Source organism: Hymenobacter sp. R533113 (genome assembly GCF_056835965.1).
This window is the reverse complement of sequence record NZ_JAKWBD010000016.1, coordinates 33,145-46,372: the sequence shown is the minus strand read 5'-3', so window position 1 is coordinate 46,372 and position 13,228 is coordinate 33,145. Positions and strand designations below refer to the sequence as shown.

12 protein-coding genes and 2 pseudogenes are annotated in these 13,228 nt (G+C 57.9%); 10 read left to right on the top strand and 4 right to left on the bottom strand.

Annotation, left to right across the window (positions count from 1 at the left end; genetic code table 11):
• Positions 1-156: 156 nt before the first annotated feature.
• From rsmA to MKZ35_RS22000, 5 genes and pseudogenes are all read left to right on the top strand, one after another.
• A complete protein-coding gene (rsmA, locus tag MKZ35_RS22020; protein WP_482515367.1) occupies positions 157-972 on the top strand; it encodes a 16S rRNA (adenine(1518)-N(6)/adenine(1519)-N(6))-dimethyltransferase RsmA in 816 nt (271 codons plus the stop codon).
• A 32-nt stretch (positions 973-1,004) separates the two neighbouring features.
• The gene (locus MKZ35_RS22015; RefSeq protein WP_482515366.1) at positions 1,005-1,961 is read left to right on the top strand and encodes an NAD(P)-dependent oxidoreductase; all 957 of its coding nucleotides are present in this window, start codon (positions 1,005-1,007) and stop codon (positions 1,959-1,961) included.
• A gap of 102 nt (positions 1,962-2,063) precedes the next feature.
• Positions 2,064-2,537, top strand: coding sequence for a transcription elongation factor GreA (greA, locus tag MKZ35_RS22010; protein WP_482515365.1), 474 nt, complete (start codon positions 2,064-2,066; stop codon positions 2,535-2,537).
• A 241-nt stretch (positions 2,538-2,778) separates the two neighbouring features.
• A complete protein-coding gene (locus MKZ35_RS22005; RefSeq protein WP_482515364.1) occupies positions 2,779-3,681 on the top strand; it encodes a nuclease A inhibitor family protein in 903 nt (300 codons plus the stop codon).
• Positions 3,682-3,717: 36 nt separating this feature from the next.
• Positions 3,718-5,357: pseudogene (locus MKZ35_RS22000) on the top strand (M28 family peptidase).
• Positions 5,358-5,523: 166 nt separating this feature from the next.
• On the opposite strand, the gene MKZ35_RS21995 reads toward MKZ35_RS22000, so the two are convergent.
• Positions 5,524-6,759, bottom strand: a complete 1,236-nt coding sequence (locus MKZ35_RS21995; RefSeq protein ID WP_482515363.1) for an MFS transporter — start codon at positions 6,757-6,759, stop codon at positions 5,524-5,526.
• A gap of 321 nt (positions 6,760-7,080) precedes the next feature.
• Between MKZ35_RS21995 and MKZ35_RS21990 the strand changes: the two are divergent.
• Positions 7,081-7,869, top strand: a pseudogene (locus tag MKZ35_RS21990) (endonuclease/exonuclease/phosphatase family protein); the annotation flags it as partial.
• A gap of 100 nt (positions 7,870-7,969) precedes the next feature.
• The gene (locus MKZ35_RS21985) at positions 7,970-8,104 is read left to right on the top strand and encodes a hypothetical protein (RefSeq protein WP_482515630.1); all 135 of its coding nucleotides are present in this window, start codon (positions 7,970-7,972) and stop codon (positions 8,102-8,104) included.
• Positions 8,105-8,175: 71 nt separating this feature from the next.
• Here MKZ35_RS21985 and MKZ35_RS21980 read toward each other — a convergent pair whose 3' ends face one another.
• The 3 genes from MKZ35_RS21980 to MKZ35_RS21970 form a co-directional block, all read right to left on the bottom strand.
• Positions 8,176-9,597, bottom strand: a complete 1,422-nt coding sequence (locus tag MKZ35_RS21980; protein ID WP_482515362.1) for a DNA/RNA non-specific endonuclease — start codon at positions 9,595-9,597, stop codon at positions 8,176-8,178.
• Positions 9,598-9,681: 84 nt separating this feature from the next.
• A complete protein-coding gene (locus MKZ35_RS21975; RefSeq protein ID WP_482515361.1) occupies positions 9,682-10,101 on the bottom strand; it encodes an endonuclease domain-containing protein in 420 nt (139 codons plus the stop codon).
• A gap of 192 nt (positions 10,102-10,293) precedes the next feature.
• Positions 10,294-10,434, bottom strand: coding sequence for a hypothetical protein (locus tag MKZ35_RS21970; RefSeq protein WP_482515360.1), 141 nt, complete (start codon positions 10,432-10,434; stop codon positions 10,294-10,296).
• Between the two features lie 61 nt (positions 10,435-10,495).
• Between MKZ35_RS21970 and MKZ35_RS21965 the strand changes: the two genes are divergently transcribed.
• From MKZ35_RS21965 to MKZ35_RS21955, 3 genes are all read left to right on the top strand, one after another.
• A complete protein-coding gene (locus MKZ35_RS21965; RefSeq protein ID WP_482515359.1) occupies positions 10,496-10,645 on the top strand; it encodes a hypothetical protein in 150 nt (49 codons plus the stop codon).
• 147 nt (positions 10,646-10,792) lie between these two features.
• Complete coding sequence (locus MKZ35_RS21960) at positions 10,793-12,580, top strand: DUF885 domain-containing protein (RefSeq protein ID WP_482515358.1); 1,788 nt, start codon at positions 10,793-10,795, stop codon at positions 12,578-12,580.
• Between the two features lie 126 nt (positions 12,581-12,706).
• Positions 12,707-13,063 (top strand): thioredoxin family protein, encoded by a 357-nt coding sequence (locus MKZ35_RS21955; protein ID WP_482515357.1) that lies wholly within the window; start codon positions 12,707-12,709, stop codon positions 13,061-13,063.
• The last annotated feature ends 165 nt before the right edge of the window (positions 13,064-13,228 follow it).

The following is a 13,228-nucleotide window of genomic DNA, read 5'->3' as shown; positions in this document are numbered from 1 at the left end:
CACCGACAGGCGTATCTTTGGGCGCCGCAAGGTAGGCGTCTTTTGAGAGAAGTGAGAATTGAGACCTGAGAAGTTAGACTTTACGTTCTAATTGCTTTCTCTCTAAAAAATAGTCTCACTTCTCAGGTCTCAATTCTCACTTCCAGCATTTGTCAGTTGAATCAAGTTCGTCCCAAAAAACACCTCGGTCAACACTTTCTGGCTGACCCCAATATTGCCCGCAATATCGTGGACGCCTTGCGTCTGCCCGATGGGGTGGCTCATGTGCTTGAAATTGGCCCTGGCATGGGCGTACTCACGGGTAATCTATTGCAGAATCCTGCTTACCAGACGAGTGTGGTGGAAATTGACCGCGAGTCGGTAGCCTACTTGGAGCGTAACTTTCCCTCGCTTGGGGGGCGAATTATCTCCGCCGACTTCCTGCGGCAGGATCTGAGCCAGTTGTTTCCGGGTAAGCCGCTGAGCATCATTGGTAATTTTCCTTATAACATCTCCACCCAGATTTACTTTCAGGTGCTGGCCCACCGCCAGCAGGTGCGCGAGGTAGTGGGCATGTTGCAAAAGGAAGTGGCTGAGCGCATTGCCGAGCCGCCGGGCTCCAAGGCGTACGGGATTCTGAGTGTGCTGGTGCAGGCGTACTACACCGTCGAAATGCTGTTCGCGGTGCCGCCCCACGTATTTGTGCCGCCGCCCAAAGTGCAGTCGGCCGTCATCCGGCTTACCCGCAACAGCACAGAGCATCTGGATTGCGACGAAAAGCTATTTTTCCGGGTGGTGAAGCAGGCCTTTCAGACCCGTCGCAAAACCTTGCGCAACGCGTTGAAGCCGTTCGGTTTGCCCCCCGAGGTTACTGCTGATCCTATTTTCGATAAGCGCGCTGAGCAGTTGGGCGTGGCCGAGTTTGTGGGCCTGACCAGATTAATTAATGAAGAATCAGGAATGAAAAATGAAGAGTTGGATGACGTTGAATAATTCTTCATTCCTGATTCTTAATTAAATCCCCCATGTCTCTTTGTCTCGTCGTCGACGATCTGCATTCTTCCTGGCAAAGCCTGTTTCAGGATGTCAACCTTACCACCCACTACCGCCCCGACCTGACGGCTGCTGAAGTGCCCGCGGCGTTGGCGGCGCATGCCTATGAAGGCTTAGTAGTGCGCGGGAAAGTGCGCGTGACGGCTGAGCTATTGTCCCACGGCCCGGCGCTGCGCTATGTGGCGCGGGCCGGCGCCGGCGTCGATAATATTGACGAGGCGGCGATGCAGGCGGCGGGCATTACGCTTTTGAATGCGCCCGAAGGCAACCGCGACGCGGTAGGTGAATTTGCCTTAGGCCTGCTGCTGGCGCTGCTGCGCAATATTCCACGCGCCGACCAGGAAGTGCGCCAAGGCATCTGGCTGCGCGAGGCCAACCGCGGGGAGGAGCTGGGGGGCAAAGTTGTCGGGATACTAGGCTACGGAAACATGGGGCGGGCCTTTGCCCAACGACTCACGAGTTTTGGCTGCACCGTGCTGGTCTACGACAACAACCCCATCTGCGTGCCCGACCACCATGCGACGCTTGTAGGACTGGCTGAGTTGCAGCAGCGGGCGGAGATATTGAGCGTACATATTCCGTATTCGGCACCTAATCACCATTTTGTGAATGAGGCGATGCTGCTGGGTTTTCGCAACCCCATATGGCTGCTAAATACAGCTCGGGGCGAAGTACTCGACCACGCGGCTCTGGTGCGCGGCCTGCAAAGCGGGCAGGTGAGGGGCGCGGCCCTCGACGTACTCGAAAATGAGAAGCTGGCTACGCTCACCCCAACCCAGCAGGCTACCTTCGATTTTCTAAAAAATGCCCCCCAGATTATTCTTTCGCCTCATATTGGCGGCTGGACGCACCAATCCTATCAGCGTATTAATGAGGTGCTGGCCCGAAAGATTGGCGCATTTCTGCGGGCATCGGCGCTGCCCGGCTAGCGTAAGTTGGGCAGGATTCGTATATTTGTCCTAAACCTGTTGGGGAGAACGGTTGGCTATGCCGACCGTTCTTCTTGTTTTTTAGCTTACCACCCCACCGTCATGGCCACAGTTAATTATTACACACCCGAAGGCCTGCAAAAGCTCAAGGACGAGCTTCAGGACCTTAAAATCCGCGGCCGGGCCAACGCTGCCGAGCAACTGCGCGACGCCCGCGACAAAGGCGACCTGAGCGAGAATGCGGAGTACGACGCTGCCAAGGACGCGCAGGGTCACCTCGAACTGAAAATCTCCAAGCTGGAAGAAGTTATTGGCAACGCCCGCGTAATCGATGAATCGAACATCGACGCGAGTAAAGCTCTAATAATGAGCAAAGTCAAGCTTAAAAATATGAAGAATAACATGGTGCTCGACTACATTCTGGTAGCCGAGGAAGAAGCCAACCTCGCCGCTGGTAAGATTTCCGTGAAGTCGCCGATTGGCAAGGGCTTGCTGGGCTTGTCCGTGGGTGATGTAGCCGAAATCACCGTGCCCGCTGGTAAGCTGCAGTTTCAGATTCTGGAGATTTCGCGCTAAGCGCTTCGGCGTATTCCGTACCTAAGAAAGAATAAGAGGAAAGAGGCGAGACCTAAACAGTCTCGCCTCTTTGCGTTCCAACTTATTTCTACCTTGCTAATGTGTAAGAACAGCGTAGAGACGCGTATTCGCGTCTCTAATCGTTGAACGATTGGCGCTGTGCCCGCTACATAACTTCAGCAACGATTAGACGCGAATACGCGTCTCTACTTCAAGCATATAACCCCACAAACCATCCGCCATGCCATCTATCTTTTCCCGTATTGTATCGGGCGAGCTGCCTGCCTATAAAGTAGCTGAAGACGCTGATCATCTGGCCTTTTTGGATATCACGCCGTTGGTGGAAGGCCACACGCTGATCATTCCGAAGCGGGAGGTGGATTATATCTTCGATTTGCCCCCCGCCGAGTTGGCGGCCCTGCATCAGTTTGCTCAGCGAGTGGCCCAAGCGGTGCGCGAGGCTGTGCCCTGCAAGCGTATTGGCGTAGCGGTGATTGGGCTGGAAGTGCCGCACGCGCATATCCACCTGATTCCGATGAACCGGGTATCGGATATGAATTTTGCGAATCCGAAAATCAAGGTGGCGGAAGCGCGCATGAAGGAATTGGCCAACGCTATCAGCGCCAAATTGCCCCCCGAGGGTGAAGCCGACGCAAAAGGCCAGGCCACGGAATCGGCCCCCGATTCTAAAGCAGTTCGAGAAACCAGCAAGGCAAAAATGCCCCCCAGCGCCGCCACGGCTGCCCCAACCACTGACCCCGTCATGGACCAGCTGCAAACCATGACCAAAGGGCTGTTCTACATGAGCGAGTCGGACGCGCCGCTGGAAGCAGTGAGCTATGCCGCGCCCGATGGTGAGCTGACTGACGCTACGCTTTTGAAACTGCTTGGTCAGCCCGACGGCACCCCGGTAGAAACCAAGGAGTTGACAGCGTTTTTGCGCAACCACACGGCCGACAACGGCGTGCTTGGCAATGTGGATCTAGCCAACCGCTACAAAGCCCTGCAAATGTTCATGAAGCAGGAATTGCAGGAAACGAAAGTATATCGGGTAGGCACAGGGCCACAGATTCAGGCTTTTGCGGTGGGCAAAACCGAAGACGGCAAGCTAGCCGGATTCAAAACCGTACTGACCGAAACCTAGAAGCTAACCCCTTGCATCTGACCATCTTCCTGCCCGATGAGATACTACGCTTCCCTGCTTGGCGCCTTCCTGTTGCTCAGCGAAAGCAGCTGGGCTCAATCGGCCGCCGCGCCTTCAAAACCCGTTCAGAAAGCGCTGAGCAACGTAAGCGCCGACAACTACAAGGCTCACGTGCAGTACCTGGCCGATGACAAGCTGCAAGGTCGCCTGCCAGGTACGCCGGGTTATCAAATGGCTGTTGATTACGTTGCAGCTCAACTCAAAAAAGCAGGGGTAGAGCCGGCTGGCGACAATGGCACCTTCACGCAGCAGGTGCGGCTGCGGCGAGCCTTTACCGAGCCCGGCGCGACTATGCAGCTGCAAAGTACAGCAAGTCAAGCTACTACCTTGAAGGCAGGTGAAGACTTTGTGTTGTATCCTAATCCAGAGGTGCCCCAAACGAGCGTAACATCAGCTTCTTTAGTCTTTGCCGGCTACGGCATCAGCGCCCCAGGTTTGGGCTACGACGACTACGCGGGCCTCGATGTGAAGGGCAAAGTAGTAGTGGTGACCCGCGAGCAACCCCGGCAATTTCCCGATGCCGTGCGCCTCTACAACACCGATGTACTCACCATTCTGCAAACGGCTGCTCGGCACGGCGCGGGGGGCGTACTGCTGGCTTTTCCTAAGCCTAGCACCAAACTACCCAACTTCACTCGGGGCCAAGTGAGTGTGCTCGGGCCTGATGGTAAGGTAAATGTGTCGCGCAGCTATGCTGGGGGGCAAATAGCGCTGGTGGGCACGGTAAATGCAGCCACGTTGCAGCAACTATTCGCAGGTGCCGGCACCGATACGGCCCGTACTTTCGCTACCCTGCGGGGCGGCCGGCCGGCTTCAATGGTGCTGCTGCCGCGTTTGAGTGCTGCCCAAACCTCCCGCTACCAGGATATAACCAGCTACAACGTAGTGGGCAAAATACCGGGCTCCGACCCCCAGCTCCGCACCGAATACGTGGTGCACAGCGCCCACCTCGACCACCTAGGTATTGCCGCGCCCGTGCAGGGCGATTCGCTCTATAACGGCGCCCACGACAATGCCACGGGAGTGGCTAGTCTGCTCGAAATTGCCAGCGCCTACCAGCATCTGAAGCAGAAACCCCGCCGCTCCGTTCTCATCGTGGCGGTGACGGGGAGGAGATGGGTCTGCTGGGGTCAGCGTATTTCGCCCAAAACCCGACAGTGCCCAAAGCGCAACTGGTGGCCAACATCAACACCGATATGCCCACCATTATTGCTCCTTTGCTATCGGTGGTGGCGCTGGGGGCCGAGAACTCCTCGTTGGCCGAACCAGTAGCCACAGCCAGCCAGGCGCTCGGGCTTACGGTAGAAAACGACCCGGAACCCGCCCAAAACCGCTTCATCCGCTCCGATCAATATAGCTTTGTTGCTCAGGGTATTCCGGCTCTGCACATCAAGTATGGCAACAAGACCACGGATGGCAAGAATAACCTAAGCGAGCACGTGCAGGCGTGGCGGGCCAAGTACTATCATAAGCCCCAGGACGATATGACTGGCGTGTTTGATTTCGAAGCGGGGAAAAAGTATGCCCAGCTAAATTTTTTGATTGGCTACTTAGTGGCCAATGAAGCCCAGCGTCCCACCTGGAATGCGGGTAATTTCTTCGGTGAGAAAAAGTAACGCCAAGCTGGAGCTTGGTGCATCATTGCGGTCGGTGGATGTAGCGCGAAGCTTCCGCTTCGCGTCTCGTTGCTGAAGTGGCACAATTCGTTGGAAAAAGCTTTCCCAGCGAGTCGTTCAACGAGACGCGAAGCGGAAGCTTCGCGCTACATCCAAAGCCGCCCCGTTACAGCTTGGCTCGGCCGGCCAGAAGCGTGATGCTCAGCCCCATCACGGCAATAATTGAAAAGGAAATACGCAGACTGGTAGCGCCCGCAACCAGCCCAATAAGCGGCGGGCCTATCAGAAACCCCAGAAACCCCACCGTAGACACCGCCGCCAGTGCCACGCCCGGCGACATCACCGTGGAACGCCCGGCCGCCCCGTATACCAGTGGCACCACCGACGACACACCAAATCCGACCAGCAGAAAGCCTAGTATCGACGGCCAGAGCTGGGGTAGTAGCACTGCCAGTAAAAGTCCTGAAGCTGTGAGCAAGCCGCTGAGCTGCAGGGTGCGGGCACGGCCAAAATGACTCGTGAAACGGTCGGCCCCAAAGCGCCCCGCCGCCATGGTGCTCATGAAGGCTGTGTAGCCCGCCCCTACCCAGGCTTTCTCGGCTAATACTACTTTGCGAAAATAAACGCCGCTCCAGTCGAACATGGCGCCTTCGCAGATCATGCAGCAAAAGGCGATGACACCCAAGAGAAGCAACGACTTATCTGGCAAAACGAAAATGGGCTGGTCAGTGGGCTGGCTGTTGCTGTCGGAGGGCAGTACATAGCGGCCCGCTACCAGCACGCCCGCTACGATAAGACTCGTGATTAAAGCAAAGTGGGGCAGTGGATCAATGCCGTAGCCAATCATAGTGGTGCCTAGGGCGGCACCCACAAAGCCAGCCAAGCTCCAAACCCCATGAAATGAGGCCATAATAGAACGCTTGTAAAGCGCTTCCACACCCACTGCCTGGGTATTAATGGCAATGTTGAGCATGTTGGCCGCCAGACCGAAGAACACCAAGCAGCCGACCAACTGAAACAGACTGGCCGCAAACCCCAGCGTGAGCAAGGTGAAAGCATACAGCAAAGCGCCCACCAACGCCACCCGGCGGCTGCCCTGCCTGGCCACCAGCCAGCCCGACAGCGGTAAGGACAGCATCAACCCTACCGGTAGCGCCAGCAGCACTAGTCCTAGCTGGGTATCGGAGAAGCCCATCTGTTGTTGAATGGTAGGTATGCGCGAGGCCCAACTGGCAAAGCATAATCCCTGCAAAAAGAAAATCGCACTGACGGCCCCCCGATGCACGCGCAGTGAAGTAGTCGTTGGGGAAGATGTTTGGGTAAGCATCATAATCGAAACAATAGCACCTGAAATCCTGCGAAAAGGCAAATAAAAAGCCCACAATGCGCCAGCAGGGCGCATGATGGGCGGGATAGAAAAGGGTAGCGCGGACCAACCGTAAACGGCTTGTCCGGGGCAAAAATACGAGGAAGTTGCGTATAAGTTGCTGAGCTGAACCGTTGCTGGGGGGCAATTCGGTGCCGTTGCAGGAGGCAGAAACGCCACTGATACGCTCAATGGAATACCTAAGCAGAGCAGCTTGCCGGACAAAGTATCTCGCTCGCTTCGGTGAAGATACTATTGCACGCGAAAGCCTAACCGCCTGCTTGGTTTGCCTGCTTTGGGCGCAATCCCGGCGGGTGACGTATAAGCTGAACGTAGCTTTGCCATACTCGCCCCTTTATGCAGAAACTGACTACCCTACTCCGCTACTTACTCGCGGCCGTGGGTACACTGGCGCTGCTGCTGACCTTGCTTTCGATAATTCCGGAGCCAGCGGCGTGGTGGCTCAAGGTGCTGAAGTTTCCCCGCTTACAGCTACTAATAGTGCACACGCTGGTAGTAGTGGGGCTATTGGTGCTGGGCGGGAAGCAGTACCGGGTAGCACACTGGCTGCTCGTGTTGGGAACCGGCGTAGGAGTGACGCTGCAAGCCTATTTTATTCTGCCTTACACCGTGCTGGGCGAAAAAACGGTGCCTGATGCCCGCCCTACGGAAACGAATAGCAGCACCAGCCGGCTACGCTTGCTTATAGTCAATGTGCTCATGGAAAACCGTAAAGCCGAGCCATTGCGGGAGCTGGTGCAAGCCACCCGGCCGGATGTGCTGCTGGCTATGGAAACCGACGCGTGGTGGATCGAGGCGCTGCGGCCCCTGCGGGCACTCTACCCGTACCGCGTGGAGCTGCCGCGCGCCAACACCTATGGCCTGATCCTGTACTCGCGCCTGCCCCTGGAAAACACGCGGGTGCACTACCTGGAGCACCCCGGCGTACCATCGATTCATACGAGGGTGCGCCTGCCTGATGGCCGTATCGTGGCCTTGCACGGCGTGCATCCGCCGCCGCCGGTACCGCTCAAATACCTTAACAAAGACGGAAGCTATAAAGAAGTAACGCTGCTACAGGTAGGAAAAATGGTGAAGCGGCAGCCGGGTCCCGCCATTGTGTTCGGCGACTTCAACGACGTATCCTGGTCCTTCACCAGCCGCATGTTTGAGGCAGACGGTGAATTGCGCAACGTGCGCCTGGGGCGCGGCCTGTACAGCTCTATTTCGGGCCACGTCGCTTGTCATGCGCTGGCCCCTGGATCATATTTTTGTGACGAAGCAATTCCGGCTAGCCAAGCTGGTGCGGCTATCCGTCGTAGGCTCCGACCACTTCCCCATCTACGCGGAGCTGGTATTAGCCGAAGCCCCGGCTCCGTAAGTGAAATCGCCAGGAATGTAGCCCAAACGTCCGTCATGCGGAGTATTCTGCGCATGGCGTTCTTGCTTATTCTACCGCGTCGGGCCCGTGTCTGTTCGCGCTTCCAGAGCTTCCTGCACGTTGGGGGGCAATTTACTCAGCAAATCCAGGCCGGTCACTTCTTCGATGGCGTCTACGGATACGCGGTAACGGCTCCAGTCGGGGCTGACGCTTTGGTCGTTGGGCGTATCAACGGCCAGTATGCGGGCCTGGCCGGCGGCAATGCGCTGGAGGTCGTTGGTGCCTTCGGGCAGGATAACCAGCACTTTCCATACCCGTGCCGGCACCGTGATGCGGCCCTGATCAATAGTGGTAGCGCGGCCGTTGAGACCAGTGCCGCCCTTGCCGTAGTTGCCCATGATAATGTACACCTCATTACCGGTATCTACCAACCGTCGGCCGTACTCTTCCAGCCCCGACCAGGTGCGTTGGTTGTTGTTAGCGGCCTGGGGTATCATATTGGTCATGAGGAAGGTGGCCGAGTTATCGTCTAAGTCGGTGGTGCGGTCGGCGGAAGGGCAGTTGTGCCCGCGGTCGAAGCCCGAACCGGCGTAGCTATTGGTGGTTACCCGGTAGAAGCCAGTGGGCAGCGCCGGGTCGGGGCGGAAATCGTCCTGGCGGGGTGCGCTGCCCATCCAGGCGCGGTTCAGGTGCCAGCTTACCCAGTTCGGAATGCCCCGGCCGGCGTTGTAGCTCATGGCGTACTGGGGCTTGCTGAGCAGGTAATTGTTGGGCGTACTCAGGCTGCTGGTGGCGCCGCTGGGGTTGCCGAGGGCCATATTATCGTCGCGGCTGACCACAACTGCGGTGCGGGCGGGCGTGCTGGGCGCGGGTGCGGGCACGGAAGCCGGGGCCGGGACCGGCGCAGCACCAGAAGCAGTGAGCAGGGCAATATCATCGAGGTTGAGGCGGGTGCTGCCCGCGTCTGTCTTGCGGATTTCCAGCCGCAATTTGCCCCCCGGACTCACCGCAAACGTGCTGATGGTCAGGCGCGGGCCGCTGGTGCGCACGGCCTGGCCGACACGCTGGTATTGGCGGCCCCCGTCTTGACTTGTCCACAGCTCCCATGTGCTGGGCGCGTCGGAGCCGTAGGCGGCACTACTGATGCGCACCGACTGGGTACCAGCCGGCGCATCGAAGTTCATGCGTAGGCGGCCCCGGCCCCGCAAGCGGGCGGCGCGGGTGCCGTTTTTGTGGTCCTGCTCCGCGCTGCCAATCAGGCCGTCGGTGAAGTGCCACGAGCCGGAGAGAAGCACCTCATCGGCCTCAGCATATGCTCCTTTGCTGCCCGCCTCGAAGGTTTCGAGCACGGCTGGCGCGGCCGACTGCACCGGAATGGCGGCCGGACCCGTTGGGATATAGGTGCCGATGGTTTCGGGTGTTTGCTGGGAGCAGGCCAGCGGCGCCAGGGCCAGTAGCAAACCAGAAAACAGGAGGGAGGCGGGAAGACGCATGGCTGGGGGGCTTTTTTGGAGCTACAACAATACAAAGAAGCCTCCGCAACGAGAAGAAACGTGGCTCCCAGCCACTACCGGGGGCTACCACGGCATAAGCAGCCGCAAATGCTTTGTGACACTCCCTAACACCTGGACGGTGTCATGCAATACTTCTTCGTTGGAAAAGCGAAGCACCAGAAAGCCATACTCCTGTAACTCATGCGTCCGACCTGCATCATATTCCGCTTGCCCAGCCTCCGCATGAATTTCACCATCCACTTCCACGATAAGCCAAGCGGCAAGGCACACGAAATCAACGATAAAGTGACTGATGGCGTGCTGTCGCCGAAAGCGCCCGCCCAATTGTGCCCCCCGCAACGCCTGCCGCAGATGATCCTCGGCCGGCGTGGGCTGCCGTCGGTTGGCGCGGGCGTATTCCTTCAGGCTCTTGGTCCAGCGCTTCGCATCCGTCGTGTACATCCGGTAGGGGTAGTCGGGCTGGTTGGTGGGGGCGTCGTTCATGCGGGACCTCACCCCCGGCCCTTCTCCTCTGGGAGAGGGGGAGCCACGGCAGCGCGGATTTTTATTTAGGGAAACAAAAGGTCAATAGTAAGGCAGTAGAAAGTCAATTTAAGTGCCAACAGTCAGTAATTAACGTCAGGCTCCCCTCTCCCGGAGGAGAGGGGGCCGGGGGGTGAGGTCCCCGCCCGCGCCTCAAACAGCCAGCAGGGCGACTTCTTCCGGCGTGAGGCCGTACAGGGCGGCTACCAGCGCATCGATCTGCTGCCCCAGCGGCTGGGTATCGGCGGCGGGGTCGGCGGCTTTGGCGGCCAACACCTGCTCCACCAGCGCCACGACGGGCGCCTGCTGCTCCGCTGTGGCGGTGGGAATGATCAGGTCGTGCGTTCAGGAAGTTATGGAACCCCACCGCGTGCAGGAAGCGCCGCAGCGGCTCGATAATATCGGCCTCATCCTGCTGCGGATCGAGGTCGAGGAACAGCTGGCGGCGGGCGTTTTCAAACGTATTAAGGGTGGCGCGGGAGACTTTTTGGCGCCGATAAGCTAAGTCGAGGGCCTGGGAAGGCTGCTGGGGGGCTAATTTCACAGAGGGGGCTAGGGGGTGAGGCCCTCGTTGAACGATCAGGAGGCCAATTGCTGAGCCCTAGTATTCCCCGCCCCTGACCGCTACCTTGCTTGCCTAACCACCCACTCTATGCCCACAACCACTACCCTGAAAAATCTGCTGGCTGCCAGTACTTTAGTAGCTGCCTCGCTGCTCAGCAGCTGCGGCAGCCCCGACACCGCCGCTGCCACTAACCCCGCCGATGCGCCGGACGCGCGCTTCGACCGCTTCAAGAGCCAGTTTATCGACTCGCTGTGGTACTACAATCCCGGCCGGGCTTCCAACAGCGGCTACCACCGCTACGATTCGCTGCTCGTCATCCCGACGGCGGCACGCCGGGAGGTGGAGGCCGCAGCCCAGGCCCGTGAGCGGAAGCGCCTGACGGGTTTCGCGGTCAATGACTTGTCAGTGAATAATCAGACTGATTATCAGCTGCTGCTCAACCATCTGGATAAGTCGCGCTTCTATGTCGATACCTTGCGCAGTTGGTCCTGGGATCCATCCAGCTATAACCTGGGCGCATCGGTGGCCGAAATCCTGAACGGCCGCTACCACCCGCTGGATCGCCGGCTGCGGGCCATTTCCTTTAAGATTGACCATGCTTCGGACTACTACGACGCGGCCGAGTCTAACATCAAGCAACCTACCCGCGAGCATACCGAGTTGGCCATTTTGCAGAATGAAGGCGGCTTGCAGGTGTTTGGGCCAGCCTTGCAGGACTCCATCAACCGCTCCGGCCTGGATGCCCGCGAGAAGAAAGAGCTACAAGACCGCATTGCCACCACGCGCCTGGTAATTGAGAATTACCTGAAGTTTTTGAAAGGCGAAGTGCTGGCGGGGGGCAAATTTCGCAGCTTCCGCCTGGGTAAAGAGTTGTTCGACCGCAAGTTTGCCCTGGATATTCAGTCGGCCTACTCCGCCGATGAGGTGTACCGGAAAGCCCAGGACAACCGCGCAACCCTGCTGCGGGATATGGGCCGCCGCGCCGCCCGCCTCTGGCCCAAGTATTTCGCTGGCCAGCCCATGCCCACCGACTCGGTAGCCATGATTCAGCGGGTTATCAGTCGGTTATCGGAGAGGCACGCGACGCAGGCTGGATTTGTGGAGGCCGTGAAAGCGCAGATTCCGGTGCTGGTGCAGTTTGTCAACGACAAAAAGCTGCTCACCCAGGACCCCAGCAAGCCGCTGGTGGTGCGCGAAACGCCGGTCTACATGCGGGGAAGTGGCGCGGGAGCCAGCATCTCGGCCCCCGGCCCCTACGACAAGGCCGCTAACACCTACTACAATGTAGAGCCGCTGGATAACCTCACGCCCGCCCAGGCCGAAAGCTACCTCCGCGAGTACAACGACTACACCCTCCAGATTCTGAATATCCACGAAGCTATTCCGGGCCATTATACGCAGCTCGTATACGCTAACCGCTCGCCCTCGCTGGTGAAAGCCATTTTCGGCAACGGGGCAATGGTGGAAGGCTGGGCCGTGTATGCCGAGCGCATGATGCTGGAAAGCGGCTACGGTCAGAACAGCGATGAAATCTGGCTGATGTGGGACAAATGGAATATGCGCGTAACCCTCAACACCATTCTCGACCACGAGGTACATGTGGGCAATATTTCCCGCGAAGCGGCCCTGAAGCTGCTCCAGCGCGACGGCTTCCAGGAGGAAAACGAGACGACCAACAAGTGGCGCCGGGCCACGCTCTCGCAGGTGCAGCTCAGCAGCTACTTCAGCGGCTACACCGCCATCTATGCGCTGCGCGAAGAGCTGAAGAAGGAGCTGGGGGGCAAATTTGACCTCAAATCCTTCAACGAGCAGTTTCTGAGCTACGGCAGCGCCCCGGTGAAGTACATCCGGGCCATGATGCTGAAGGCAGTTTAAGTAATTGAAATATAGTAATGTAGCAGAAAAGCCGCCCCGAATGGGAATTTCCGGGGCGATTTTTTTGTCTGCGGGCAAACTGTTGTCTTCTGACAGCGGCGTTAGTTTATTCGTTTTGTTGCGTATATGATAGAGCCTGACCGTTTGAGTGTGGTAGATACCAATGATGAGGGCTTGCGCCGCCTCATTCATGAGAAGCTGAAGGTATTTGCCAAGTTTACCTCGCCCAACTGTGATACCTGCGAGCAGCTGGCCCTGCCCTTCGCCCGTTTCGCTGATCAAGCTCCCTTTGAGGCCATCCTGTTTCTGCGCCTGAACTCCGACGAAAATCCCGTCGCGAAGAAAATGATGCAGGAAAAAGTGGCCCCTTTCTTTGTTTCCTATTGCCAGGGGCAACTATTGGAGTGTGATACGCTTTTTACCGAAACGGAAGTTCAGGCCATGCTTATGCGCTTACGCCAGTTTATGCCGCAGGCAGCGTAGGGCTAGACCTGCCAATCAATAGAACGTCATGCTGGGGCACGAAACATCTCGCGTGTTTTGTCGCCTGTCATGCTGATCTGGCGTCCCGACAGGAAGCATCTTGTGTGCTGATAGCTGATTAGTAATGAAGCTGTTTAGGAAGTTCTCCAAAGTAACCTGGGACGT